This window comes from Streptomyces sp. NPDC107765 (assembly GCF_055657085.1).
This window is the reverse complement of sequence record NZ_JBVKBL010000001.1, coordinates 62,536-87,882: the sequence shown is the minus strand read 5'-3', so window position 1 is coordinate 87,882 and position 25,347 is coordinate 62,536. Positions and strand designations below refer to the sequence as shown.

26 protein-coding genes and 4 pseudogenes are annotated in these 25,347 nt (G+C 67.6%); 16 read left to right on the top strand and 14 right to left on the bottom strand.

What is annotated here, in order from left to right; all coding sequences use genetic code 11:
- The first annotated feature begins 33 nt into the window (after positions 1-33).
- Complete coding sequence (locus ACZ7MX_RS00440; RefSeq protein WP_472129229.1) at positions 34-489, top strand: gluconokinase; 456 nt, start codon at positions 34-36, stop codon at positions 487-489.
- A gap of 135 nt (positions 490-624) precedes the next feature.
- Here ACZ7MX_RS00440 and ACZ7MX_RS00435 read toward each other — a convergent pair whose 3' ends face one another.
- Positions 625-1,083, bottom strand: a complete 459-nt coding sequence (locus ACZ7MX_RS00435) for a universal stress protein (protein WP_472127880.1) — start codon at positions 1,081-1,083, stop codon at positions 625-627.
- 832 nt (positions 1,084-1,915) lie between these two features.
- On the opposite strand from ACZ7MX_RS00435, the gene ACZ7MX_RS00430 reads away from it, so the two are divergent.
- Positions 1,916-2,602, top strand: coding sequence for an HdeD family acid-resistance protein (locus ACZ7MX_RS00430; RefSeq protein WP_472127878.1), 687 nt, complete (start codon positions 1,916-1,918; stop codon positions 2,600-2,602).
- A gap of 237 nt (positions 2,603-2,839) precedes the next feature.
- On the opposite strand, the gene ACZ7MX_RS00425 is transcribed toward ACZ7MX_RS00430, so the two are convergent.
- The gene (locus tag ACZ7MX_RS00425) at positions 2,840-3,244 is read right to left on the bottom strand and encodes a hypothetical protein (protein ID WP_472127876.1); all 405 of its coding nucleotides are present in this window, start codon (positions 3,242-3,244) and stop codon (positions 2,840-2,842) included.
- Positions 3,245-3,896: 652 nt separating this feature from the next.
- On the opposite strand from ACZ7MX_RS00425, the gene ACZ7MX_RS00420 reads away from it, so the two are divergent.
- Positions 3,897-4,811 carry a DUF1259 domain-containing protein gene (locus ACZ7MX_RS00420; protein ID WP_472129227.1) on the top strand — a complete coding sequence of 305 codons (915 nt, stop codon included), beginning with the start codon at positions 3,897-3,899 and terminating at the stop codon, positions 4,809-4,811.
- 572 nt (positions 4,812-5,383) lie between these two features.
- On the opposite strand, the gene ACZ7MX_RS00415 is transcribed toward ACZ7MX_RS00420, so the two are convergent.
- From ACZ7MX_RS00415 to ACZ7MX_RS00400, 4 genes are all read right to left on the bottom strand, one after another.
- The gene (locus tag ACZ7MX_RS00415; RefSeq protein WP_472127874.1) at positions 5,384-5,548 is read right to left on the bottom strand and encodes a DUF7196 family protein; all 165 of its coding nucleotides are present in this window, start codon (positions 5,546-5,548) and stop codon (positions 5,384-5,386) included.
- 34 nt (positions 5,549-5,582) lie between these two features.
- A complete protein-coding gene (locus tag ACZ7MX_RS00410; protein ID WP_472127872.1) occupies positions 5,583-5,870 on the bottom strand; it encodes a hypothetical protein in 288 nt (95 codons plus the stop codon).
- A gap of 1,222 nt (positions 5,871-7,092) precedes the next feature.
- Positions 7,093-7,767, bottom strand: a complete 675-nt coding sequence (locus ACZ7MX_RS00405) for a L,D-transpeptidase family protein (RefSeq protein ID WP_472129226.1) — start codon at positions 7,765-7,767, stop codon at positions 7,093-7,095.
- A gap of 162 nt (positions 7,768-7,929) precedes the next feature.
- The gene (locus ACZ7MX_RS00400; RefSeq protein WP_472127871.1) at positions 7,930-8,802 is read right to left on the bottom strand and encodes a helix-turn-helix transcriptional regulator; all 873 of its coding nucleotides are present in this window, start codon (positions 8,800-8,802) and stop codon (positions 7,930-7,932) included.
- Between the two features lie 226 nt (positions 8,803-9,028).
- Between ACZ7MX_RS00400 and ACZ7MX_RS00395 the strand changes: the two genes are divergently transcribed.
- Positions 9,029-9,880, top strand: a complete 852-nt coding sequence (locus ACZ7MX_RS00395) for an oxidoreductase (protein ID WP_472127870.1) — start codon at positions 9,029-9,031, stop codon at positions 9,878-9,880.
- A 188-nt stretch (positions 9,881-10,068) separates the two neighbouring features.
- Here ACZ7MX_RS00395 and ACZ7MX_RS00390 read toward each other — a convergent pair whose 3' ends face one another.
- Positions 10,069-11,463 (bottom strand): Mucin-2, encoded by a 1,395-nt coding sequence (locus ACZ7MX_RS00390; protein ID WP_472127869.1) that lies wholly within the window; start codon positions 11,461-11,463, stop codon positions 10,069-10,071.
- Positions 11,464-11,762: 299 nt separating this feature from the next.
- On the opposite strand from ACZ7MX_RS00390, the gene ACZ7MX_RS00385 reads away from it, so the two are divergent.
- The 8 genes and pseudogenes from ACZ7MX_RS00385 to ACZ7MX_RS00350 all read left to right on the top strand — a co-directional run bounded on the left by ACZ7MX_RS00385 (position 11,763) and on the right by ACZ7MX_RS00350 (position 16,745).
- A complete protein-coding gene (locus ACZ7MX_RS00385) occupies positions 11,763-12,290 on the top strand; it encodes an FHA domain-containing protein (RefSeq protein ID WP_472127867.1) in 528 nt (175 codons plus the stop codon).
- A 186-nt stretch (positions 12,291-12,476) separates the two neighbouring features.
- Positions 12,477-12,590: pseudogene (locus ACZ7MX_RS00380) on the top strand (phytanoyl-CoA dioxygenase); the annotation flags it as partial.
- A 63-nt stretch (positions 12,591-12,653) separates the two neighbouring features.
- Positions 12,654-13,655 carry an ArsR/SmtB family transcription factor gene (locus tag ACZ7MX_RS00375; protein WP_472127865.1) on the top strand — a complete coding sequence of 334 codons (1,002 nt, stop codon included), beginning with the start codon at positions 12,654-12,656 and terminating at the stop codon, positions 13,653-13,655.
- A 688-nt stretch (positions 13,656-14,343) separates the two neighbouring features.
- On the top strand, positions 14,344-14,859 hold the full coding sequence (locus ACZ7MX_RS00370) for a hypothetical protein (RefSeq protein WP_472127863.1): 516 nt from the start codon (positions 14,344-14,346) through the stop codon (positions 14,857-14,859).
- Positions 14,860-15,176: 317 nt separating this feature from the next.
- A complete protein-coding gene (locus ACZ7MX_RS00365; RefSeq protein WP_472127862.1) occupies positions 15,177-15,593 on the top strand; it encodes a hypothetical protein in 417 nt (138 codons plus the stop codon).
- A gap of 227 nt (positions 15,594-15,820) precedes the next feature.
- Positions 15,821-16,219, top strand: a complete 399-nt coding sequence (locus ACZ7MX_RS00360; protein WP_472127860.1) for a hypothetical protein — start codon at positions 15,821-15,823, stop codon at positions 16,217-16,219.
- A 124-nt stretch (positions 16,220-16,343) separates the two neighbouring features.
- Positions 16,344-16,469 (top strand): hypothetical protein, encoded by a 126-nt coding sequence (locus tag ACZ7MX_RS00355; protein WP_472127859.1) that lies wholly within the window; start codon positions 16,344-16,346, stop codon positions 16,467-16,469.
- A 111-nt stretch (positions 16,470-16,580) separates the two neighbouring features.
- Entirely contained in the window at positions 16,581-16,745 is a 165-nt protein-coding gene (locus ACZ7MX_RS00350) for a hypothetical protein (RefSeq protein ID WP_472127857.1), read from the top strand.
- A gap of 286 nt (positions 16,746-17,031) precedes the next feature.
- Here the strand turns inward: ACZ7MX_RS00350 and ACZ7MX_RS00345 are convergent.
- Positions 17,032-17,115, bottom strand: a pseudogene (locus ACZ7MX_RS00345) (IS5/IS1182 family transposase); the annotation flags it as partial.
- Positions 17,116-17,168: 53 nt separating this feature from the next.
- On the opposite strand from ACZ7MX_RS00345, the gene ACZ7MX_RS00340 reads away from it, so the two are divergent.
- A complete protein-coding gene (locus ACZ7MX_RS00340) occupies positions 17,169-17,624 on the top strand; it encodes a VOC family protein (protein WP_472127856.1) in 456 nt (151 codons plus the stop codon).
- A 96-nt stretch (positions 17,625-17,720) separates the two neighbouring features.
- Here ACZ7MX_RS00340 and ACZ7MX_RS00335 read toward each other — a convergent pair.
- From ACZ7MX_RS00335 to ACZ7MX_RS00320, 4 genes and pseudogenes are all read right to left on the bottom strand, one after another.
- A pseudogene (locus ACZ7MX_RS00335) lies at positions 17,721-17,953 on the bottom strand (IS110 family transposase); the annotation flags it as partial.
- 85 nt (positions 17,954-18,038) lie between these two features.
- A complete protein-coding gene (locus ACZ7MX_RS00330; protein ID WP_472127854.1) occupies positions 18,039-18,671 on the bottom strand; it encodes a sugar phosphate isomerase/epimerase family protein in 633 nt (210 codons plus the stop codon).
- Positions 18,672-18,888: 217 nt separating this feature from the next.
- On the bottom strand, positions 18,889-19,773 hold the full coding sequence (locus ACZ7MX_RS00325; protein ID WP_472127852.1) for a hypothetical protein: 885 nt from the start codon (positions 19,771-19,773) through the stop codon (positions 18,889-18,891).
- 11 nt (positions 19,774-19,784) lie between these two features.
- Positions 19,785-20,594 (bottom strand): papain-like cysteine protease family protein, encoded by an 810-nt coding sequence (locus tag ACZ7MX_RS00320; RefSeq protein ID WP_472127850.1) that lies wholly within the window; start codon positions 20,592-20,594, stop codon positions 19,785-19,787.
- A gap of 1,349 nt (positions 20,595-21,943) precedes the next feature.
- Between ACZ7MX_RS00320 and ACZ7MX_RS00315 the strand changes: the two genes are divergently transcribed.
- Entirely contained in the window at positions 21,944-22,291 is a 348-nt protein-coding gene (locus ACZ7MX_RS00315; protein ID WP_472127848.1) for a hypothetical protein, read from the top strand.
- Positions 22,292-22,539: 248 nt separating this feature from the next.
- Positions 22,540-24,111 (top strand): DUF5722 domain-containing protein, encoded by a 1,572-nt coding sequence (locus ACZ7MX_RS00310; RefSeq protein WP_472127846.1) that lies wholly within the window; start codon positions 22,540-22,542, stop codon positions 24,109-24,111.
- A gap of 280 nt (positions 24,112-24,391) precedes the next feature.
- Here ACZ7MX_RS00310 and ACZ7MX_RS00305 read toward each other — a convergent pair whose 3' ends face one another.
- Complete coding sequence (locus ACZ7MX_RS00305; protein ID WP_472127845.1) at positions 24,392-24,976, bottom strand: DinB family protein; 585 nt, start codon at positions 24,974-24,976, stop codon at positions 24,392-24,394.
- A gap of 5 nt (positions 24,977-24,981) precedes the next feature.
- Here ACZ7MX_RS00305 and ACZ7MX_RS00300 point away from each other — a divergent pair, with 5 nt between their 5' ends.
- Positions 24,982-25,104 carry a hypothetical protein gene (locus tag ACZ7MX_RS00300; RefSeq protein WP_472127843.1) on the top strand — a complete coding sequence of 41 codons (123 nt, stop codon included), beginning with the start codon at positions 24,982-24,984 and terminating at the stop codon, positions 25,102-25,104.
- Here the strand turns inward: ACZ7MX_RS00300 and ACZ7MX_RS00295 are convergent.
- A pseudogene (locus tag ACZ7MX_RS00295) lies at positions 25,095-25,295 on the bottom strand (IS701 family transposase); the annotation flags it as partial. The gene ACZ7MX_RS00300 and the pseudogene ACZ7MX_RS00295 sit on opposite strands and share 10 nt — an antisense overlap.
- Positions 25,296-25,347: the final 52 nt, after the last annotated feature.

Genomic DNA, 25,347 nt, shown 5'->3' with positions numbered 1-25,347 from the left:
GTCACGGGCGTCGAAGGGATCGGCAAGACCACGGTGGCCCGGCTGTTGGCGCAGCGGCTGGGCGTTCCCTTCGCGGACGGCGACGACTTTCACTCCCCGGCCGACATCGCCAAGATGTCGGCCGGCACGCCGCTCGACGACGCCGATCGCCGGCCCTGGCTGCAGTCCATCGGCCGCTGGTTGCACGAGCACGACGTGGCGGGCACCGGTGCGGTGGTCGCATGCTCCGCACTCAAGCGACGCTACCGGGACACCCTGCAAGCAGCCTGCCCGAGGGCCTTCTTCCTGCATCTGACGGCCGACCGCGACGTGCTGGCGGACCGGCTCCGAAGGCGCCACGGCCACTTCATGCCGGGCTCGCTCCTCGACTCGCAGCTCGCCACGCTCGAACCCCTCGAACCGGACGAGCGAGGAGCCGAGCTCAACGCGACGCCGACTCCCGACACCGTCGCCGACCTGGCCACAGACTTGCTGGCGCGGCAGCTGTAGCGTCGGCTCCGACAAGGCGAGTTCGAGTGCGCGTGCAGTCCACGATGAGGCCGACGTCGGGCGGCAAAGAGCCGCACGGTCGCCCGATCTCGGCGCACCGGCCGGGCGGTACGGCTGCGCCGTCCACCGGCCGGCTCACTCCTCACCGTGACGGATCACGACGACCGGACAGGCAGCTTGCTGAGTGCAGTGCTGGGCCACCGAACCCAACAGCATCCCTGAAAAGCCCCCGAGACCCCGGCTGCCGACCACGAGCAAGGACGCACCATGGGCCGCGTCGAGCAACACGCTGGCGGCAGTGCCGTAGCGCACAATGGCACGTACCTCCACCGGCGGATGGGATCCGACGGTTTCCTCAACGGCTTCCGTGAGTTCTCTGCGTGCCTGGCTCTCCAAAGCCGCTTGATCACCGCTCGACGGAGGCATCCAGCCGAGCGAGCCGTGAAACTGTGGAAGGTCCCAGGCAGTCACCGCCTCCACCACACCATCAGTGAGCTCCGCCTGACGCACAGCCCAGCGAAGGGCTTGCTTCGACGAGCCCGAACCGTCCACCCCGACCACGATGCGGCCTGTCTCCTCGCGCTCTTCAGCCATGCTTCCTCCTCGACTCGACGGTGGTGACAACCGCACAGGGTCCGCAGTCCGCCGTCACCCGGCTTGGCCTCCAGCCTCATGCCGACCGCCCCGTGTGCACAGTCCGATTGGTCCAGGCGGGGGCCCGGCCCGTCCGCGGTTCCGCGACGCGCGGGGACGACAGGCGACGGCAGGGCCGGCCGGCGCGCGAGAGGCGGAGGACGGGATGCGGAGGCGAAGACGGAGGGCCGAGAAAACGACGACAGAGCGAGCAGACCGCTCCCGCCCGTCAGAACGTAAGGCCTCTTCCTCCGACTCCCCGGGGTGTGCCGCGGCCGGCTTGCCCGGGAGTACCGGGTGAGTGCCCCGGCACGGACCCGGACGGGTCGACAGCAGCATCACAGTCCCACCTCGGTCCCTCTCCGGAGCCGCCCAAAGAGCCGACCGGACCACTCCGTGCCCGGCTGTCTCACGCGCAGCCTGCTTCGGCCAGCCATGGCAATGACCAGCTTGCACGACCCCGCAGGCCGCCCTCCGCATGGCCGCCAAGCAGCCCGGCAGCGGCCCCAACGGACGACCAGGACGCTCGCGCGGGTGCGTCCTGCGCGGCCGAAGGTTCCGGATGATTCAGAACCGAGCTCCACCACGCAGGGCCTGTGGGGCGCTGGCGCCCGCCAGCCAGTCCCGGCGATCACTGGCAATCACCGCTTCAGGACAGTCATCGAGCAAAAAGCGCTCGTGAGGGGCGTCTCACACCGACGCCCCTCCGCGCTTGCCGGGCGATCGCGGGCCGAACGGGTGACGATGGAAACGACCCCATCCGACCCCATTGTCTCTGGAAGGGTGATCCGGAATGGCCTCTCCCTCAGATCCCACCTCAGACGCCGGTGCTCCGCGCCCGGCAGGCACCGAGCCCCAAGGCGCCTCCGCCGCCGAAACCCTGGGGGCCCTGGCGAACGCCGGCTGGCAGATCGCTCTCACCGCGGGCGTGGCTGCCGTCGCCCTGGGCGTGGTGGTTCTTGTCTGGCCGAAGGGGACACTGCAGGTCATCGGTGTGTTCTTCGGTATCTACCTACTGCTCGTCGGGGCCTTCCAACTGGCCGCCGCGTTCGGCGCGCACGTTCCCGCGCATCTTCGGGCACTGCACTTCCTCGCGGGAGCGGTCTCCGTCCTGCTCGGACTGATCTGCTTCCGTGGCACCCTGCAGTCGATCCTGCTGCTCGCTCTGTGGATCGGCTTCGGCTGGCTGTTGCGCGGCGTCATGGTGACGGCCACCGCGGTCTCCGCCCCGGCGATGCCGGCGCGGGGCTGGATGGTGTTCTCGGGAATCATCGGCATGGTGGCGGGCATGGTGCTGATCGTTGCGCCGTTCGCCTCGATCGCCGCGCTCACCCTGGTGACGGGCATCATGGCCATAGTCCTCGGGGTGGTCGAGGTCTTCCACGCCATCAGAATGCGGGTCGAGGTCGGCCGTCTCCTTCCCGGCACTGCGCCCAAGCGGCGCCCCCTGTTCCATCACACGCCACATCCCCAACACTGATCACGACAGCGGCTCCGAGGCCCCACCTGTGCAGTGTCCGCCACCCTGCGTTCGGCGATCGCAGAGCACAGCCCCCGAGAGCACGGGCCCTGCTGGACGGCATCGTTCTCAAACGCCTGGTGCAGACACCCCCCGGACCTCGTGTTGTCCAGCGGCAGCAGCGCCTGCTCGATGACAGAAGAACGGCCCGATGGGGCTGCCGTCGCTTACCCGCATGGTGCCGCACCGGCCTGGGATTCACGCTTCGTCGCGATGCAGGAGGTGGCCGTCTGTGAGCCGCCAGTAGTGCTGGTGGTCAGTCAATTGCCAGGTTTCGTCGGCAGAGGTTGCCTGCGCGATCCATTCGTGGAGTTGCGGGAGGGCACGCGCGCGTAGAAGAGCACGGGTGGCAGCACGATCAGTGGCATCGACCGGGTGGACGTCTATGCGGAAGCCGACCATGTCCGGAGGGATGGCACGCCCGTAGTTACGGGGGTGCGGAGCGACCCATGCCGCTCCCAGGACGATGGACCCGCTGTCATGCCCCGTGAGGAACCGCAGGTCCGTTACGCGGCTCATGTAAGGGCCGAGACATCCGCTGACGTCGGTGGTGGTCAGGGGCCAGGCACGGTTCCGGGGCAGTCTTCGATTTCGTGCGGACATGGCAAGCAGAATGGCAGAGGGCCACTGCCGGGTCTCGCGGGTTTGTTCGGCGGCCTGCTCCAGCAGCCGCCCCGTGTGCAGTCCGCGTAGCGCGTCGCGGTCTCCTCGCCGAGTCCGCAGACCTCGGGGAGCTGCAACGGATCAGGGACCCGGGCCAGTGCCTCTTCCAGCTGCCGGTCGACGCGGAGCCGTTCCAGGGTTGCATGGGAATGGCTGCATCAGAATTTTCTCCAACTCCTCGATGCAAAAAGTCTGGGGGACCTCTCCCGAACGGCCCTCGACGCGGCTCCTGGCTGACCGACTACCGCCGTCTCCACCACCGATACGAGCGCGAACGGGGCAACTACCTGGCCGTCCTCGGGCTGGCAGCCGCACCTCCAGGCGCAGCCGCTGCCTGAGCGGGGTCCGGCCGGATTGCTCATCCGGGGTCGATCGGTGCCGTCCGTAGGTTGTCGAGTGGTTGTGGCGACGTGGGGAAATTGGTTGGTCCACTTGGCCCCAACCGATGTGGGGGCGGCGTCTACTGCACGCCGGCGTGTTTCCATGCCGTCTGGGAGGTTTTCATATGACTGCCGAAGGTCGACAGCAGGACCGTGACCGGCTCGCGGGTGCGTCGCGCCGAGGTGTTTTGGCTGCGGCTGCTCTGGCTCCGATGCTGGTCGGGGCACCGTCACCGGCTCGTGCTCTGTCTACCGGCACAGCCGAGGTGGACAGTCGCAGGCTGGTCAAGCCGGTTCCTACTGCTCTGTCGCATTGGAAGAGCGTGGCCAGGACGTTGGGCCGGGTGGGCGATATGAAGCGGAAGGTGATGTATCACACGGCCTTCCCGCGCCGGGACCTGCGGGTGCACTCCCGTCACGTCGCCGTCAAACCGGCTCTTGCCCTCGGCTCGCACGTGTCCTTTGTCCGTTACGCCGACAAGAGCACGTTGGTGATGGGCGATGTGGTGGTTACCGAGCACGAACTTCAGCCGTTCACCGATGCTCTCCACAAGCACAAGATCGGGCTGACCGCGATCCACAAGCATCTCCTTTCCCAGAGTCCCCACATCTGGTGGGTCCATGTCCATGCGCACGGTCACCACCCCCTGGCCATGGCCCGCGGTCTGCGCGCAGCGTTCCATCACACCGGCACCCCGCCCCCGTTGCCGCAGACCCAGCGACAGCCCGTCGCGCTGGACACCGCCGGCATCGATGCCGCGCTGGGTGCCAGGGGTTCCGTCGACGACGGCATCTACAAGTGCATCTTCGTCCGCCGCGAGACCATCACCGACGGCAATCTGGTACTTCCTCCGGGCCTGGGATCGACCAGCGCGTTCAACTTCCAGCCGCTCGGCGACGGTCGGGCCGCGATCAGTGGCGACTGCGCCATGATCGCCGAAGAAGTCCAGCATGTTCTTGCAGCCTTGCGACGTGCCGGGGCCGAGCTCGTTGAGCTGCACAACCACGGCCTCACGGACGAACCTCGCTTGTTCTTCGTCCACTTCTGGGCCGTCGGCGACGGCGTCAAACTCGCCCGAGCGCTGCGCCCAGCGGTGAAGGCAACCAACGTCGTGCCGGCCGGCTGACCACGGTGCGGGCAGCAGCCCGATCTCCGGGGAACGTGTCTGCACGTCCCAGGTCATCGGATGGCGAGCATGAGAACTGTTGTGGGTGCGGTGCTCGCGGAGGTGTCACGGCGATGAACTCTTGGGAGTCGGAGCGGACGACTACCTCTCCAAGCACTTCTGTGTAAGCGAGTTGGTCGCCCGGATCCGAGCCGTCACGCGACGGCCCCACCCCCACGTGCACGTATCGGCGCTGCGCCGCAATCTGGGCGATCCCGCCTGGGTCGCCACCGTCTGCGGCAGTCGGCTTCCGGCTCACCGTTCCTGGCGGCAGCGAATACGCCTGAATGCCCACGGCGGACGCCTGGTTCGGTGGCCACAGCGAGAACGCGCTGCTGGACCGGCCGTTCGCCAAGCCGAAGGAGCTGTCATTCGAGCCCGCGATCGCGATGGTCACGGTCGGCGAGACCGCTGAGCGTGCGATCAGGGCCCTTGGCGTGCAGCACGGGCAGAGGCTGCTGATCCACGTACTGGCGGCAGCGTCGGCACCGTCGCCGAGCGTTGTTTCCGCTTCCGAGTCGATGGTGGGCGGGTCATTGGGTGATGGCTGTGATGGTGCCGGTTCCGCCTGCGCGTTGGTTGGCTGCGTGGGCTTCTTGGTAGGTGAAGTACTGGCGGAGAGTGCCGTCGGGAAGGTTCAGCTGGTACAGGATGACTGGCTGGGGGGAGGGTGTTGCCCCGCCGCAGTTGCAGGCCATGTGTCGAGTCCTTCCGGTAGGTGCGGTTGGGTGTTCAGTCCAGCCAACGGGAGGCGATTCCCGTGAGGTAGGAGAGGGTCAGAGCTGTTGCCGGAGCCTGGAACCAGGGGGAATCTTGGAACAGGTACGCGGAAGCGGTGGCGATGGCTGCTGTCCAGGTTGCGGTGCACCAGCTGCAGTTGACCAGGTCGGCGGGTTTGGAGTCGTCGCCGAATCGGTTGGCGGCCCAGATTCTGAGCCCGGCGGCCAGTGAGTCCTTGGTGACGAATCGGGTGATGCGGCAGGTGGCCCCGAGGGCCATGAGGAACGCTGCGACGTTCACGGGGGAGTCCCTTACCCTCTGGTGAGAACTGGAGCGGGCCGTTTCTGGCCTGGCGGACCGGGGACGCCCCTTGGGACAGCTCGTCCGTCGCGAACGTCGATCACGGCCGCCCCGTCGGGCGGGGCCGGGTGGGTCACATGGGCGGGATACAGGGCAGCCGGCTGTTGGTGGAATGGAGCCTGGTACTGCTGATCACCGTCGCATCGTTCGAGCCGGCATTGGGGACGTACGCATTGCCGTTGGGAGCTACCGCCACCCCGAACGGAGCGGTGACCGGCAGGAATGGTGAGCACCGTCGCCAAGAGCGGCGTCGGTGGCTGGAGGGTCGAGAGTGCGGCAACGACTCGGCTGGCATCAGCCTGTACCAAAGACCGCACTTGAGGGAGAAAAGCGAGCATCTGTGCCCGCAGTAACTGGGGGAGGTTGGTGGTCATGGAGACCCCTTCGCTCGCGATGAGTTGGGGGCTTGCTTGCCCTCGGCTGAGGAACGCCAGAGGAAAACCCGGCATTGCCGTATCACGTCTCCGGAGGACGCATGCGGGGCACGGGGGCGAAACACGTGCCATGGGTTGCCGATCGCCGGGAGGGAATGGGCAGCCCACCGGTTCGAGTCCAGTAATCCATCCAGACGAATACCCATGCAACGTGGTTGACGCGCATTCACTCGAATAGCCCAGTGACTCGATGGGTTGCTGTGCCCGGCCGTGCACGAGTCGTTCAGGGCCCGTCCTCAGTCGTGATCAAGCCCGGGGGCGGGGTGCCAACCCGGTAGGACTGCGGTATGAGGGGCTACGCGGATAGGCGGAGCAATGCCGTGACGCACACGCAGTACAGGAGCACGCATGCGTGCGAGCATCAGTCCATGTGGTCACGGCCGCATTCGGGGACGAGCTGCGCTCCGAGCCGGGCTCACCTCGTCAGGCAACCGACTGGGAAGCAGCCCGCGCTCTCGGGTATGGCGGGCCGAACTGTTCGGCACACCAGGGGTGGTCAAGCAGTTCATCGACGCACCGGAGGCAGCCGAGAGGGATGCCCGCGAAGCGGCGGCGCTGAAGCTTGCTTTCCGGGTTGGCCCGCCCATGGTTCCATGCTTCTCGGCGCTGATCCGGACCAACGCCTCCTGGCTCTTGGGTACTTGGAGCAACAACCGCACCGCGCGGAAGGGGTCGTCAGGCCGGTGAGGTCGCTGCGTCCTGTCGCCGACAACGTTCTGCAACACCCTTCAGTAACGAGTGATCGTGGTGGGCCCGGAGGTGGTCCCGATCGCGATGTGCGGTCGCTGCCTGGGCTCGGCCCAGGCCAGGATCCGGCGCATGGCCTCCGCGGGCGTGGAGACACAACCAGCCGTTGCCGCTCGCCCGTTGACGTGCAGAAAGATGCCCGCGCCCCGGCCGCGTACCGGCTTGTTGTAGTTGAAGCCGATGACGAGCGCGTGCGCGTACGGGGTGCCGTAGTCGGCGAGGTGCTCGGACTCGGTGGCGCGGCAGTCGGCGGGCAGCGGCTCGGCCCAGCGGTTGTAGGCACGTGAGCGGTTGTCCTGGCACCACCAGGAGTGCCGGTTCACCCGGCGGTACGGCATCGAGGTCCCGCTCGGCGCGGCCTTGATCCCGAAGCCGTAGGGAAGGTCGTACAGACCGGTGGGAGTGGTGTCGGTGCCCTGTCTGCGCTCGCCGCCCTCGACCAGACCCTTCGCCCCGAACCGGGCGGGCGCGGTGCCGGCCACGACCCACGTGCCGCCCCGCCGGTCCCACCAGGTCAGCGTCCCCGTCGTGGCGCCGCCGCGGGGCGCGACGGCGGTGATCAGCTGGCTGCCTCCGCCTGCGTCGGCCAGCCGGTCCGGCAGCGGCGGACCACTGACGTCCGAGGTCAGGGTGAACAGGACGGCAGAGAGCGCGATACCGGCAGGTAGGACGGCCACGGCAGCTCCCGAAGGGAGAGGGACGGTGTTGCTCAGAAGTTACTGGGCGGCAGCGGAAGAGGCAGCCCGGCAGGCCGTCGATGCTGTGTGCGATGTGGTCCGTCTTGGTGAAGTACGCGCTCAGCGAGGCGTCCGCGGCGTCTAATGATCTGTGTGCTGCCCCTGCGAGCTCTCGGGCTGCCGTATCCACGCGGCCAGTAGCCGAAGCGCCTCTTCGGAGCTGGAGCCTGCCTCGGCGGTGTAGACACTCAGCCGCTGGTCCGGGTCGGCGGGCAGGGTGAGGGACTCGTAATTGAGGGTGAGCGGGCCGACGATCGGGTGGTGGAAGTGTTTGCTGCCATGCGTGTGCCGATACACGTTCTGGTCGGCCCACCAGCGGCGGAAGTCCTCATCCGCGATCGAGAGTTCGCCGACGAGTTCGGCCAGCAGCGGATCGTGGGGATGACGTCCGGCGTCGCGCCGGAGCGAGGCGACGATGTCCTGGGCGTGGGTGTCCCAGTGGGCGTACAGCGAGCGGGCGGTCTCGTCGCAGAACATGAACCGCACCAGGTTCCGCTCGCGGTGCGGCAGCGCGTCGAAGTCGGTGAGCAGCGCACGTGCCATCTGGTTGGACGCAAGTACGTCCAGTCGCCGCCCCAGTACCAGGGCGGGGGTGTGCTCGAGGATCCGGAGCAGGTCGCGCAGGCCCGGGCGGACCGGCTGCGGACGCGTCGCCGTGCGGCGGGGCCTGCCTGCGGCGGGCTTGGCGAGCTGGAACAGATGGGTGCGTTCGACGGGATTGAGACGTAGCGCGCGGGAGATGGCGTCCAGCACGGTCTCGGAGACGTTCAGTCGGCGTCCGCGTTCCAGGCGTATGTAGTAGTCGACGCTCACGCCCGCCAGTTGCGCGATCTCTTCGCGGCGCAGCCCTGGCACTCGTCGAGAGCCGCCGTCGTCGGACAGGCCCGCCTGGCGCGGGGTGATCCGTGCTCGCCGAGAGCGGAGGAACTCACCGAGAGCTGTGTTGCGGTCCATGCCGTTCACGATAGGGCCCAAGATCGCCCCGACGGCCCGCGAGAGGGGGACTGGCAGTCCCCCGGTCCGGCTGTCCCCGGGGCGAAGCGGACCCCCCGGAAGTCGATCAGCAGCCGATTCCGGTGCTGAAGTGGAACGTGTCGGACCGACCGGGCCCAACCACCCCCCCGGTCGGCCTCTGTTCGCATCGCACGGCATCGCACGGCATCGCACGAAGGGAACTCCTGTGTCGGACTCCAAGACATTCCTGATCACCGGCGTCAGCACCGGCCTGGGCCGCGCACTCGCGCGCGCGGCGTTGGCCGCGGGCCACCGGGTGGTGGGCACGGTGCGCACGCCCGCCGACGCACGGGCCTTTGAGGCGCTCGCCGGCGACGCGCACGCCCGCATCCTGGACGTGACCGACCATGACGCGGTGGACACGGTCGTGGAGGAGACCGAGCGCGACCTGGGCCCGGTCGACGTACTCGTCGCCAACGCCGGGTACGGCCATGACGGCCTCTTCGAGGAGTCGTCGATGGATGACCTCCGCCGTCAGTTCGAGGTGAACGTCTACGGAACCGTGGCGGTGATCAAGGCCGTGCTGCCGCACATGCGCAAGCGCCGTTCGGGCCACATCATCGCCGTCACCTCGATGGGCGGGCTGATCACCATGCCGGGCCTCAGCTTTTACCACGGCAGCAAGTTCGCGGTGGAGGGCATCCTCGAAACGCTCGGCAAGGAGGTCGCCGATTTCGGCATCCATGTCACCGCTGTCGAGCCGGGCAGTTTCCGGACCGACTGGGCCGGCCGCTCGATGATCCGCGCACCTCGTGTGATCGCCGACTACGACGAGTTGTTCGAGCCGCTGCGCGCCCGGCGCATCCACGGCAGCGGGCGCCAGCCGGGTGACCCGGACAAGGCCGCGGCCGCGGTGCTGCGCATCGTGGCGGCCGACCAGCCGCCGAGGCGCCTGCTGCTCGGCACCGACGCGCTTCGGCTCGTCCAGGCCGGACGCGACGCCTTCGAGCGCGACATGCTGGCATGGGCCGAGCTGTCGGCCTCCACCGACTTCGACGACGTCAGCCGGTCCGCCTGACGTCACTCGCTGTCGGGCCCCAGCGCGGGGCCTCGAAGGCGACCGTCATCACCACGCTGGCCCGCTCTACCGTCTTCCTCACGTTTCCGCCGGGCTGCCGGGGCTCGGGAAGCGACGGTAGTCGGGCGCGAGGAGGCCCACTGCCCGCCGTACGGGCACCTCGGCCGCGTCGTCCCAGGCGCCGTTTGTCATGCGGGCACCCCGGCCTCGTCCATGACGACGACCATCTCACCTGGGGGCAGGGCCGGGTTGGCGCCCGCGCTGCAGGCCAGTTCGGGCAGGGTGAGGGCCTCGAGGAGCCGCGGGAGTGGCAGGCGCGGGTCGTTGGCCGCTGCCTGCCGTGTCCAGACGTCCGGGTCGTGGCTGAGCCGCTCGATCAGATCGGGGCCGGCGGCGGGGTCGCGGACAGCCAGCTGTCGGTAGATCCCCTTCGGATGGTCCGCGTAGCGGGCGGCGAGCCCCTCGCGGGGGAAGCGGGGGTGGCCGGTCGCCATCCAGGCGGAGAACGTCCCGCCGAGCCGTGCGTACACGCTCATCAGTACCTCCTCCGGGGTGTCGGGGTGGTACACGGCCAGGTGGGTGCGCACGAGGTCGTCCGCGTCCTCGGCCAGGAGCCGCAGGAGATCGGGTGGCAGATGGGGGCTGCGGGCCGCGGCGCGGCGCAGCAGCGGATGGGCGGAGGTCGCGGCCCGGTGCAGCACGTCCTGGTCGGCGATGCCGGCCGCCACCCAGTCCACGTCACCCCGTGCGTACGGGGCCACGGTGAAGTCGATCGCGGTGCGTCGGGCTTCGGTCAGCTCGGGCCTAAGCGAGACGGCGAGCCGCACCTCGTCGTCGGGGTCGACGGCAAGACGGTCCACGAGGTCGGCCGGCAGGGACGGATTGGCGGCAAGTTCGACCAGGTGGGTGCCCTCGGCGAGGAACCGCTCGGCGTCCGCGCGGTCGAGAAGCCCCCGGCGCAGCGCCTCGGGCAGGGCGGCGGGGTCCCGGAGCAGTGCCGCCGTGAGACCTGCATCGTGCGGACACGCGCACAGCGCGGCCGACCGCCGTACCTCAGGGTCGGGGTCGTTGAGCAGCGTGACGCGCCCATCCGCCGCCAGTTCGTCCCAGACACGCAGGGCGGCATGTCGTGCGGCCGGATCGGGATGCCGGACCAGGGAGGCGAGGAAGGACGGCGCCAAGTGGCGCGAGTTCAACAGTGCGCTCCGTACGGACGCTTCGGGGTCTTCGAGGAGACGCCTGCACACGGCGTCCGGCAGCGGACGGACCTTCGTCCGGTGATCGTGGCTCCACTCGGGTCCGTGCGCGACGGCGGCCCGTACCTTGGGCGAGGGGTCGTTCGCGAGCCGTGCCCGCTGCTCGGGCTCCGCCTGGCCGCTCAGCGCGAACTCGACCCGCGCGTCCAGGACCGGGTGGGTGAGGACAGCCGCCACGGCCGGCTCGGGCAGCCCCGGCCGGTGCAGGGCCTGGAAGGGCGGGCCGTGGCCCCCGCCGTCGAAGGCGATCAGCCGCAGCAGCAGCGGTGTGGGAAGAGCCGGGTTGGCGGCGACTCCGTCCAGCGCGGAGGAGTAGAAGGCGACCATGTCTCAGCTCCCCCGACCCGTCGCTTGGCACGTAGCCCCTTCGGATGCCCACAACGGCATCGGCCCTTCGGGTCACTACGCCGCCATCCTGCCACGGACCGGGCTGCCTCCGCACATGATCACCAAGCCCCCGCACCAGCTCAGGTGCACCTGCTCCGCACTGACATTCCTGCGCTCTCCGGCACGGCAGCGATGCTCGAACCCACCGAGAAATGCTCTCGCTTGAGACCTAGGCAGCCATCGGGTAAGGCCGCGGAATCCGCCCCCGCAGGTGTGCCTGGATGGATAGCGTCGTCGACATGAGCACACGTCGATCCTCTGCGGCCGAGCCATGGCCGGGCTGGATGCCGAGCCGGGCAGCCCAGGCCGCATACGGCGAGCACTTGGTCCGCATCGCCGAGCTGATCCCGTTCCTGTTGTACATGTACGTCCTCGACCGCCAGAGGCTTGCCGCTGCGCATGGTGCCCGGCGTCAGGACCTGATCGACTCCAGCGCGCACGGCGTGGCGTTGGAATGCCGGGATGATCTGCTGGAGACCGCGGCTGTCCTGGACGCGCTCGCGTTGTGTCACGGCTCGGGTGGCTATCTCCCGCGGCCGTACCAGGAGGTGGAGGGGGAGCGGCCCACCCGGGACACGCAGCTGCGTACGGACGCCTCCGACGTCGCCGATGAGGTTGTTCGCCATGATCGGAACCACGGCACAAGCAAGACCGGCGACGTTCCACCCGGTCTCGAGGACGGCTGCACCGACACCCAGCGGGAGGCAGTCCGCGCATACGTACGGCGCGAGTGGCTGGCGACCCAGCAGGAATGCGTCGGCCACTGAGCCGCGCCGGGACAAAGGCCACGCGAAGGTGTGGGCGATCAAGGCTCGCGGGTGCCGTCCCGGCACTGCGTGGATCAGCCAGGACTCAGGACCTGGTCGCCGGCACGTCAGCGGAGGCTTCTCCCGGCCCGGACACAGGTCCGTTCCAGCTGCTGACCAGCGCTGCACTGGGACGATGGCACGCCGGAAGAGAAGTACGGGGAGGCCGGGGCGAGCGGGCTGGCCCTTGCGCCCGATCTGGTGGCGGCCTCCGACCATCGGCCGCTCGCCCTTGCCACGGGGTCCCCGGGCGACGTCTTCTGTTTCGAAAATCGGGACGGGGAAGGCACCCTGTGATCACCATCCCCCACATGGAAGGCACCTGTGATCACCCTCCCCCTGAGCGCGGACGCGCTGGCGGCCACCCGGTTCGCGGTCTCGCCTCTGATGCACGTTGGTGCGGTGCTGCACCCGTGTCGGACGAACGCGGTGCCCCACGGCTCCTTACCGAGCCGGGAAGTCACCGATGTACTACAGCAGAAGCGGCTGCACCTGCTTGCCGCGGTACGGAAAGTGGTACACGCCTTCGCTCCGGTCTTCTACGCTCCGGTCTTCCTGACGCCCCCGCCGCCCGCGGGCCGCCCCCCGGATCCGCACGAGGATCTCCACCGCGTCGCCACCGCCCCCAGTCACCTCGTGGCTCGGCAGATCAACCGGCTGCTCGGCGCGGAGCCGCAGCAGACCCCCGCCGCCTCGGCCGCGCTGCGCATCCTGCGGGACGCCGTGGACCGCGGCGAGCGGGACTTCGCCGACCAACTCGCCTGCGAAATGGACGCGTTCTGGGCCGGGCACCTCGCCCGGCAGTGGTCGGCGGTCGCCGCCCACGCCGAGGAGGACATCACCCTTCGGACCAGGCTCCTCGCGGACTACGGCATGGGCAGCGCACTGGAATCGCTGCACGAGGCATTCTGCTACGGCGATGGTTCCCTCCGCCTGCTCGACCGGCTCACCGCCGAGGTGCCTGGGGGCACACACCTTGTGCTCTTCCCCTCGCCGCTGGCACACAACTGGCTGCTCAGCGTCGACCCCCGCGGGGAACGCCCCGTCTACCTCATCTACCCCACACACCCCCAAGCCGCGTCAGCCCGACCCAACACGGAAGCAGAACAGGCGCTGAGCGAGGTAGTCGGCCCTACCCGCTGCGCCCTGCTGGCCGACCTCGACGTGCCGCGCACCACCACTCAGCTCGCCGCACTCCACCACCTCAGCCCCTCGACCGTCTCCTACCACCTCGCCCGACTCCACCGGGCCGGACTGGTCACCCGCGCCCGGATCCGCAACTCCGTGTACTACCAGCGCAGCCACGAGCCGTCCGGGACCTTGTAGGCGAAACCGCCCTTAGGTAGCCGCCGTCGGCCCGGACCCTGCCCATGCTCCGGTGCGAGAGGCGGCGATGTGGTCGAGGAACTGGTTGTCGCGGTGGAATCGGCACGGAGGCGGCGGTGACGATCAGGGCCAGCAGCAGGCCGGGCATGCCGGTTGCCGGATGGCGCTTGCAGCCCTTGAACTCCTCGCTACATCCATGCCCTGCTGGGTCTCCGCGACGCTCTTTGGAGGCCTTCACGCTCTGCGCGTCCACCACGGCCACCGACAGGGCCGTGGCCCGGCCCCGTGCCCGAATGGTGTGCACCCAGGCGCAAGGGGACCAGCTCCGTCCCACCCACTGCGGGTCTTCCGGATCATCGCCGCGTATCGCGTCTCTCACTGATCATTCGAATCTCCTCGAATCACCTTTTGCCTCGCTGTACCGAGGGCTTGAATCATCGTGCTGCACGGGCCGTACTCCCCTCACCTCGGGGCATGGACGGGCCAGCCAGCACTCGAACAACATCACGTGCAGCACACCCCTATCCGTCACATAGCCGAAGCAGCGGGCCCCCGGCGGCCGGTGAGTGAACAGTCTGAGGCGTTGCGTTCCACAGCTCATCGCCGGGCTCGCCACCAGGGCACGCCCGCATCTCGGCCCTGCGCACACAGAACAGCGGCGCAGGGATGATCACACGGAGAGTCTGACATGCGAATGCGTACGTTCGGCCTTGCCTTGACCACGGGCATCGTGACTTGCGTTGGCGTACTCGGTACCGGTTCAGCGCAAGCCAACAACAATTCCCCGGCGGAGACAGCCCACGCGAGCAGCGTGGGAACGGCGGCAGACGCCCCTCACACTGCTTCCTCCATGCAGAGCATCCCGCACAGCACCAAGTTCGGGAAGAAGATCTACATCGTCGGAAAGTCCCCAGGCTGTCGCATTATGGCCTTTGTCGGAGCGAACAAGGATCGCGCCTCGGGGTTCTTGAAGGTCACCTGTGACCAGAAGACGAAGTCCACTATCGCCGGCGCCTTGTCCCTCAACAACCAGAAGTTCAAGGACGTGCGGCTGCGGGCCAACGGCAAGACGATGACCACCGATTGGATCAGCCTCAAGAACCCCAAGGGCACTCAGAAATTCTGCATGATGGGATGGTGGATGCACCCCCTGTACCCGGAGCCCCAGAACCGCAGCGAAGCCAAAGCCTGCGTTAAGTACTGACTCGGCCGCCCAGGGCTGTCCGGTCGGTCGTACGTGCCTCACCGGACCTGCCTTGGCGCTGAAACCGCACTCCTACGGCACCGCAGTCAGGCGGGTGCAACAACCTCCGAACGCGGAGGGTGTACCAGCGGCCGATGTGCTTGTTGCACCCGCCGAGGCTGCGGAGTCACAGGTCGGCGCCCGTGTCGGCCTGAAGAGCTGACGACTTCACTGTCGCTACGGCTGAGAGTCGGGTCATGCCCTCGTTGCGGCAGCACAGCGAACCTCATTGAAGTGAGAGCAACAGCAGGGATCTGATGAATCGAAGGGGATTCAGCATGCGCATGCTCCAGGCACCTCGCGCACTCCTTGTGAGTGCCGTCACCGTGAGCATTCTCGGCACTGCAGGAACCATCACCCACACAGCCATTGCCGCGGACCACGGCCCCACCGCAAAGAAGAAGACCTGCAAGGTCTCCGCATACACCGACCGCGTCGACCGGAAGACCGAGAAGTTCGGCAGCGGCGCGATCAATTGCAACTTCAAGCCGGCCTACACCAAGCTCACCGTGACCCTCTACAAGGGCAAGAAGAGGATGGCGTCGGCGGAGTGCAGTAGCCACACGAGGGCTTGCTACGTCGCCACCAAGGCCGTCGAGGACGATGCGAAGGTTCAGAAGTGGATCACCAGGGCCACCGGCTCGTGGGGCAAGGGAAAGAGCACGGCTGTGTGGAGCAAGCCGCTCTCCGGTTGAGACGGCCCAAAACCCTGTGATCACCCACGCCTGAGTGGGGCCGAATCCTTGAAGCAGGCCCCTTCTTGCCGGGTGGTGCTGCCCTTGCAGATCAGCACCGCCCGGCCTGACAGCGAGTAATGGGCCTTCTTCGCCAAGGCTCTGTAGCTGAACTCCTTACCTCCCGCAGAGTCGTTCCCGCCGCGCCGACCTGGCGACGGCACCGTGACAATCCAAGGACGGATCACATGAAGTCCAAGCTCGCCCTCACCGCAGCCACCGCCGTCCTCAGTGCAGGAAGCCTGGCCGGCGTGGCTCTGACCGCCACTGGCGCACCCGCTGCTGCCGCCACCGCCACTACGGCAGTTCAGGCGAAGAAGACCTGCCACGGAGGACCGGGAACCTGTGTCCTGAAGAAGAGTCACCCTCGCAAGGGCACGGTGACGGTAAAGGTAGACGTCTTCGGAAAGAAGAAGCCCGGCCCGCTCTACGGTTGGGATCTCCGCAAGGGCAACACGATTCTCTGCACAGGCGAAGTGCGAGAGTACTGGAAGACGAAGACCAAGAAGTGCAAGAAGATCCCCAAAGGAACCATCACGCTGAACGTGCCGCACCGCAAGGGTGCAGCTGCAAGCATGTCCTGGTGACCCAAGGCATAGCTCCTACCCATCAACCAGGTCCGTAGAAGCCCCTGGCAGCGACATCCCGCCAGGGCCTGGCCGCCAAGGTTGCCCCCCCGGCCTTGGACGCCGTTTCACTTCAAAAAGGCCCATGAGTGGGTGCGGGAACAACACGATCCGCCTGACGGACGTGTCGTGGGATTTCTTCCACGACGAGGAGAAGCCCACCTGCCTGAGCATCTGTTCCACCTTCGATCTGGATCCCGTCGACACCTGACCTGGACAGGGCAGTTCGGGTGGAACAGCCGGTTGTTGGCCCCCGGTGTGTCGTTGAGGACGAACCGGGGGAGTCCGCCTTCCAGCGGCGCGACGAGCACGCCACGCGCCCGTGCTGCTTCCAGTGAGGCCGTACGCCGCGCCGACGGCGACATCGCCCAGCTGCGACGGCGCCATCGTCGAGGTGCAGGCTGCAGCCGATGCCGAGCGTGCAGTCGAGAAATGTGCCATCGGCTTCATCGGCGAGCTGACTTCTGCGGGCGGCTCGTCCATCTGAGGTCGCTGGGCGATTCATCGCATGCGGACCTGGCCGCTGACACGCAGAACGCCTCGAACGGTCGCACCGGCCAGCCGACGATGGGAAATGGGCGATGGTGGAAGCTGGGTCGGCGAGGCCCCCGAGACCCTGGTCCAGAGGGATTCTGTGCGGCGTCCTTTTCGGGGGGCTGGCCTCGGTGGTCTCGATCGCCACTATCGGAAGGGTGTGGCCTGCGTGTGACGTCGGCCTCAACGCAGCGGCCAGCAGGATGACTTTGCTGTTTCTCGCCCCTCTCATATGGATCGATCCACAGCCGCTCCACCGGGTCGGCGGGGCGGGAAGCCTGCTTCGAGGCAAGAAGCGGTCGCAGCCGTCGGATGACTCTGCAAGGTCTGTTGCGAAAGTGGGTCGTCTGTCAGACCTGCCTGGGATGCTCTGAGCATGGAGATGACAGTGCAGCTGACGATCGACTGTTCCGATCCGCAGAGATTGGTGACCTTCTGGGCCGAGGCCCTGGGCTACGTGCCTGAGCCTCCGCCGGGCGGGCACGCCACGTGGCGTGCTTACTGGGCGGCGATGGGGGTACCCGAGGCAGAGTTGCCGGCCGGTGCCGGGGACATCCCGGAGTCGATCATCGACCCCGAGGGACGTGGACCGAGGGTGTGGTTCCAGCAGGTTCCGGAGCCGAAGGTGGCCAAGAACCGGTGGCACTTCGACCTGAAGGTCGGTGGGGGCCGTGACGTCCCACTGGACGTCCGCACACAGCGGGTCAAGGCTACGGTGGAACGGCTGGTCGAAGCTGGTGCCACCGCGCTGCGGATCAAGGATGAGCCAGACATGGGGTTCTACGCCGCCGCCATGCAGGACCCCGAGGGCAACGAATTCGACGTCGTCTGAGGGCCGTTGCGACGGTGCTGGTCACAGCCACTGGTTCACGGCTGCGACCAGCACCGTCGCCTCGTAGCGGACGGCGAGTTTGATGCCCTATGGATGTCAAGCAGCAGTTGGTGGGGGTGGCACTGTGCTTCGGGGCGGGACGGTCGTCTGGTAGATCTCTCGTGCGACGTAGCGTTTGAGGCAGCGGATGGCTTCGCGACGTGTCTTTCCCTCGCTGGTGCGCCGCTCCACGTCGTCACGGGTGCGGGTGTCCCAGCGCAGGCGGGCCAGGACGATGGTGTGGAGAGCGGAGTTGGCTTGGCGGTCCCGCCGCGGTTGAGTCTGCGGCGCTTGACGGACGGGGTGTGGATCGTAGAGCGCAAGCTTCCGGGGAGAGTCGGTCGGGAGGGGATGCCGGCGGAGGGCCGGCCGGGGTCAGGTGAGGATGAGCGGGCGCAGGGTGCGGTGGGCGATGCGCAGGCCGTCTTTGACCTTCCGCACGTCGCCGCTCCAGACCGGGGCCTCGTGCTCAACGGAGAGCACGCCCGTGAAGCCACCCTCGTAGAGTGTGTCGACGATGCGCCGCCAGTCGATGTCGCCGAGGCCGGGGATGCGGTGCCGCCACCAACCGTTGGCCCACGGGGTGTCCTGCTCCAGACTGTCGGCGACACTCCGCCAGTCGGTGTCGCTGAGACCGGGGATGCGGTGCGGCCACCAGCTGTTGTCCCACGGGTCGTCGCGCTCGACACTCTTGCCGAAGACACCGTGGCGGTTGCGGCGCACCGGGTCGGGCTGGGTGTCCTTGGCCTGCGCGTGCGGGATGTGGTCGATGTACGGGCGGAGCGCTTCGACGAGGTCGATGCCCTGCCAGATCAGGTGCGGGTCAGGTGACCTTGTCCAGGGTCGGTGGTGGGCGATGTCAGGCACAGCGCGGGCGGCGTCGTGGAATGAGGGGTATGTCTGGGCCGCCGCCGTCGCGCCCGGCTGCGTGACCTCGCGGATGCAGCCGGCGAGGACGGTGGCGTCGCGCGGCAGGTGGTCGGTGGACCTGCGGATGCTGACGGCCAAGGTCTTCCGGGCTCACGGTTCGGACAAGGATGCCGGGCAGGGCGTCAGCCAGTTGTCTGAGCCCTTCCGATGGCTGCCCTCATGCGGTGGTGAAGTGCCCCTGCAGCGAGGGGTTTTCATGGAGGGGCGCCGGACTCCGTTGATGGGAATCCGGCGCCTGAGTCCTCCTCAGTGGGGTTCGGCTGGGCGGCAACCGAACGCCCAGGTCAGAGACCTGTCAGCCGGTCAGCTCAGCTGGCGACCGCCTGCGGTTGCGGAGGCGTACTGCGATGGCGCCGCCGGCCAGCGCGACTGCCACCACTGCCGCGCCGAATTGTACGGGAGCCGGGGACGGAGATGACGGTGGTGACGCCGGACCGAACCCGCCGGCCAGCCCCTTGCGGTCATACGCGGATCCCGGCAGCTTGTCCGCGTAGCGCTCGTGTACCAGTTTCTGGTAGGCGGCGAGCGTCACCGCTCGCTTGCCTCCCAACCCCGACGTCGCTTCCCGGTTGAGGGGCTCGACGATGTCGTTCTTCAGGCGGTACCAGGCGTGGATCTGCGGCTCGGTGAAGACCTTCGAGCCGCCCGTGGCCTGTTTGCCGTAGGTGACATCGCTGTCGCCGTCGCGCACGCCCGACAGGTGCCATCTGCCGCTGCCGTTGGCGCCGCCGCCCTTGGGTGTGGAGGAGAGCAGAACCGTGGCCTTGTGACCGCTGGCGTCGTTCGCCCGGGACACCAGGTACGACAGGCGTGCCACGTTGCCCGCGGTGGGCTTCGTCCTCCCGGCGACGAATTCGGGTGCGAGCTCGTACAGCGCGACCGGGTCCTTCAAGCTCAACGTCTGCTGGTCGTCACGTGCCCCGGGCGCCATCGGCGCCGTCGCACCCATGCCGCCGTCGGCGCCGGCGTTCGCCGTTGTACCGAGGAATCGGGAAACGGTGGTGTGCACCTGCCGAGACTGGAGCACCTGCCGTGCGGCCTCGTAGTCGGGAATGCCGCTCGGGCTATCGGCCGCCTGAGCCTGGCCGCATAAGGCGGTGGAGAGCAGGGTCGCCGCCGCGCCCAGGGAAAGGGCGAGACGAGTAGCACTTCCTTGAAGAGAAAATGTCTTGCTGCGCATTGCTGCCCGCCTTACTTGTGTATCCCGATGCGGGAATGGGTCCATTGGAACGTCGAGTTGTTGACGTAGTCGTTGTAATTCCACCATGTGTAGGTCTGCGTGGTCTGCCACGGGTCACCGACTGCGATCATTTGGGATGACGGGTCGTAGCCGTAGATGACGTTCATGTGGCCGCCCCCGGAATTCCATCCGATACGCACGGCGAAGGGGCGTTTGCCGTCGATCTCCTTGCCCACCTCCGAGAAGGAGGCATTGCGGTTGAGGCCGTATCCCGTATTGCGCAGGCCGATGTTGGCCAGCCCGTTGGCCACGTCGTCGAGCGTGGCGGGCTGGTTGTCGCAGCTGAGGTTGCTGTTCCGGGCCGCAAGCCGGCAGAACTCCTGCTGGTTGTACTGGTGGTAACCCCAGTACTTGGCGATGGTCAGACCGCTGGCATCCCAGCACCACTGGTCCTGAACCTGCTTCTGCATGTCTATGGCGAGGGCCGCGCGCCGACTGGACTTGGGGTGCCGGGACGAGCAGACCGGCAGATTGTTGGTGTTTCCTTTGATGAACGCGTTTGCTATGTAGAAGGATCCGGAGTCCGACCAGATCCAGCGAGGATCGTTCTCCACGGCCTCGCCCTGGACGCGGCAGGACATCGAGATCTTGCTGCCGATCGCGGCCTGACCGACGATGCGGGCGGAAAGGCTGGGCGAGGACCTTTCGTTGATGCTGCGGTAGCTGCCCTGGCCGCCGGTCACGGTACCGGTGACGGAACCGGCCTTGGCTTTGCCACCGCTAAGCAGGAGCCCGGCAGTGATCGCGAACAACGCGATCACCGTTAATGTTCTCCAGAGAGTTTTGAAGCGGGGAAGACGCATAGACGGACTCTTTCGATGTGTGGGGGATTGCGTTGCCCAGGCCAGGGGCGCGGTAGGTGCTGGCGCACTGCCGAGTCCTCACCGGCGCAGCCCGTGCGGAGCCGGCCGGTTCGCGTTTCGCGGAGTGCGGTCTGGACCTACCTGTCGGTACTTTCGGCGTGCGCGCTCTGTTACCGATTAATTTCGCTGCGCATGTCCACTGCCGCGCATGTAGGTGAGCGGCAGCGAACGCCAGCGGCGCCTCCCTGGCCGTTGCACTCGGAATGCGCAGAGGAATTAGTACAGCATCTTCACCGGCCGTACAAATGACGCTGCGTCAACTCGTTCAATCTACTGGTAAGTAGTGGGGAAAAATCGCCGGGTCACATAGGTCTCAAGAGCCTGCGACGGCCCAACGGATTGCCGGGGCCTGGACGCGTTTGCGTAATTCGCGACGTCGCAGCGAGTGTGGCGTCTCGATACTGACAGTCACCGGCCGGTTGTCTGCTTCTCGACGGATTGCCGCTGCTGCTGACGGCCGGCACAGGCTCAGAAGCGAGCTCCGGTCCGCCAACTGTGCGGTAATAAGAACTCTCCGTACAAACACAGGACTTGGCCTGGTCACCGGCAAATTGCCTATTACGATGAGCGCCAACCGCTCGTCGTTCAGGCGTTGTTCGCCGTCAAGGAGAAGGGCTGCCCATGGGCAAGCACGCACGAAGGCGTCACAGCCACTTACGCGCCCGGGTCGCCGGCACCACTGGGACACGGGCCGTCGTTCTGGGCGCCGGAGTCGCACCGGCCGTCGCCGCCGAAAAGAGCACCGACAGACCCATGACCACGGCGGCGTCCTTGGATGCGGCGCAAGCGGCGGGCCAACTGACGCTGGCCGTCCCAGCCGGGCGCTACCGCGTGGGCACGGTCGCCCTCCACCTGCGCGACTCGTCACGGCATGGATCCGTGGGTGCCCGGACAGCAGCGCGAGTTGATGGTCTCGCTGTGGTGCCCGGCCACGCACACCGGCCACTATCCCGCCGCCCTCCGCCCGAACAGCCAGCAGGTGCTGCCGGGAGGGGTGGCCCTCCCCACCACTGCCGGCCACACCGGTGCCCCGGTCGACCACCGGGCCGGCAAGCTGTCGGTGCTGCTGTACTCACCCGGGTTGCACGGGAGCCGAGGCCAGGGCCACTGCACTGGTTCAGGGCCTGGCAAGCCGCGGCTACTTGGTCGTCCACATCGACCACACCCACGACTCCAGCGATGTGGTGTTCCCCGACGGCGGCACGAGGTGAGCACCATGCCGCCAGGTTCCCACTCGTCCCCAAGCCGTGAGCACGAAACGCATCGGCATGTTCGGCGCTTCCCTCGCCGGAGGAGCGGTGCCCTCGGCCATGCACGCGGACTCCAGGATCGACGCGGGCGCCAACCTGGATGGCCAGCTCTTCGGATCGGAGATCATCCAGCCGCTCAACCGCCCCTTCCTGCTGTTCAGTTCCGAACACCACAACCCCAACACCGATGGAAGCTGGGCACGGTTCTGGAAGCACCTGCACGGAGAGGGGCTCGACCTGAAACTGCGCGGCTCCGGGCACCACTCCTTCGTTGACAACCAGGTCTTCTTCCCCCAAGCGCCAGGCGCGCGTTCGGGCTGTCTCCGCCCCAACTGCCGCAGATAACCGGCACGATCGACCCCAAACCCTCCATCGAGTCCCAACGCACCTACCTCGCGGCCTTCTTCGGCAAGCACCTGCGCCACCGGCACAGCCACCTGCTCGACGGCCCCTCGCACCGTTACGCAGAGGTCGACTTCATCCGCTGAACCGATCGAATGCCACCGCCGATCACTGCACGGCGCCGCGGCATGTTCACCGCCCTACGCGGCGGAGGGACGGTTCCCCACGACACCTCACGCATGAGGAGAATCATGGCCAGAGCGGCCCGGTATCTCGCAGCCCTTGTGCTGCTCGTCTTCGCCCTGATCCTTCCCGAGGCTCTCCAGCCCACTGCCGGTGCCGAGACAGCTCCGCTGCCGTACCCCACTCGCTCCGACTACCGCATCAAAGGCATCCAGCCGGACTTCTGGTCCAACAAGGACGAGATCTCCGGCAACAACGCCGGCGGCGTGTCCATGAACCTCGTCTGGGCGGCCTGGGAGCCGAACGCGAAGACGGCACCGTGCGCTGCCGGTGAGCAGGACTTCGACGGTCGCTGCTTCACCATCCGGCCCGAGGTCGACTCGGCCATCAAGGAGTGGACCGACCGGGGCCTGGTGGTCACCGCCATCGTCTACGGCACACCCGACTGGGCCCGCCAGGGCCGCCCCTGCGACCCCGCGCCCGGCTACGAACTTTTCTGCGTACCCAACAACCCCGCAGACTTCGGACGGTTCGCCGGGATGCTGGCCCAGCGATACGACGGCCTGCACGGGCACGGACGGATCGCCGACTTCGTGATCAACAACGAGGTCAACACCAACACCTGGTTCAACATCGGCTGCGGCCGAGGCAAGCCCTGCGACACCACACAATGGCTCGACCAGATCGCCGCCAACTACAACGCCGCCTATGACCGCATCACCACTCAGCAGCCCACCGCCAAGGTGCTGACCTCACTGGACCACCGCTTCGGTACGGCCTACGACCGTTCCTCCGACAACGACGCGGTGCTGTCCGGCATGACCGTCCTCAAAGGCCTGGCCGCCCGGGCAGGATCGCGCCACTGGCGGGTCGCCTACCATCCCTACGCACCGGACCTGTTCAAGCCCACCTTCTCCGCCGACGACTTCCCCAAGGTCACCTACGGCAACATCGGCGTGCTGGTGGGCTGGCTCCGCCAGCAGTTCCCCCGGACCCCCTCCGCCTGGACGGTCCAGCTCACCGAGAGCGGCATCAACTCAGGGGACCAGTCCAACGAGTCACCACAGGCCACAGCCATGTGCGACGCCTTCCGCAATGTGCTCGGCACGCCGGACATCGAGAGCTACATCTACCACCGGATGCAGGACGACCCCGGCGAGGGCGGCCTCAAGCTCGGCCTGCGCAGACAGGACGGCTCCGCCAAACCTGCCTGGTCCACCTGGGCGCTGGCCAACCGCAACGACCTGCCCACACCCCAGCTCTCCTGCGGCTTCGAGCACCTGCCCTACACCCTGCTGCGCCGCGGCTACCGGCCCGACCGAGGACACATCGCCTCCTCCCGGCTGCTGCCACCCGGCTTCACCCAGGAGCAGACCTGGAAGCTGCTGCGCCACCACGCTCTTGAGACGGCCATGCTCTACGAGTGCAAGGTGGGCGGACACACCTTGCTGACCCGCGACCCCAGTTGCGAAGGCCAGTTCCCCATGGGCCCAGTCGGCTACATCCACACCAGCCAGGTGAGCGGATCCGTCCCCCTCTACCGCTGCTACCTCCCCTCCAACGGAGACCACCTCGTCTCCAGCGCCGCCGACTGCGAAGGCCACACCAGGGAGGCCGTGCTCGGCTACGCGTTCCCCTGAGCCCTCTCAGTAGGCCTGGGCCAGGCCGGCGGTCCTCCGTGGTTCGCAGGGGACAGGCTCGGACGGGCCCATGATCGGCCGTATGCCGTGGCGTACACCACTGCCGTGAACACGGCCCGCTCGTCACACGGAGCGGTCCCACCACCTTGCGGACGAGCAGTGAACGACGCCAGCAACGGGGCGGCCGGCTCCCAGAGTTGATCAGGAACCCGACGCTTTGAGGAATCAGCCCCACGACCGGCATCATGCCGCACGGACATCAAGGCATGTGAGACAACATCTAAGCCGTGGTGGGTGCGGCCAACCTGGCGGCCTGCTCGATCTTCGCGCAGTAGGCTGCACGGGCTTCCTCGTCGATCTGCTTCTCGTGTTCGGCGCGCAACCCGGTCCGGCCGTCGAGGCCCTCGCGCAGGATATCGGCGTGCCCGGCATGCCGGATGGACTCGCCGAGGACATGGACCATGATGGCGAACAGGTTCGTGTCGGCATGAGGCTCCGGCCACCACGGCACGTGGCCGGGGGCGTCGAGGGGAAGCTCGTTGATCGTCGCGTCCGAGTGTTCCCACGTGCGCAGGTAGAACCCGATGATCTGATCGCGGGTCTCGTCCTCGGTCGCCCACAGATCGCTGCCGTTGGAGTCCTGCCACCGGGGCAGCGGTTCCGGGGAAGGGCGGTCGAAGACCTCGCCGAAGTACCTGGCCTCGACGGTGGCCACGTGTTTGACCAGGCCGAGGAGGTTGGTCCCGGTCGCTGTCAAAGGTCGGCGGGCGTCGTATTCGGACAAGCCGTCGAGTTTCCAGAGCAGCGCCTTGCGGTCCCGCCGCAGTCTCCCGTGCAGGTTGTCCTTCGCGAATTCATCGATCATGCGGCATGAGCCTGCCATGGGCCGATCGTGGTCTCAAGATCCCCTACGTGGTCCGCAACGACCGGCAGAGCCGATGCCTGGCCATGGCCGCCGCCCTGACCTGCTACTGGAAGGTCGTGGGCCCGTAGGCCAAGTAGTAGGCGATCTCCTCAGGCCGGGCAAGGCTGCGTCGGGCCAGCACCCACCGGTGAGGGGTGGGCCTGGCACCGTCGAAGAAGCTGATGGTCGGCAGCCTCGCACTCGCCCAGTCATAGACCCGGCGGCCTTTGGCGCCGTCGCCGCAGGAGAGCCGCTGCCAGACATCCTCCGGGGCCTCGGCAGGCGCAGGTGCTGGTGCTGGTGTTCATCGGTATCGCTCCGTGCAAGGAGTC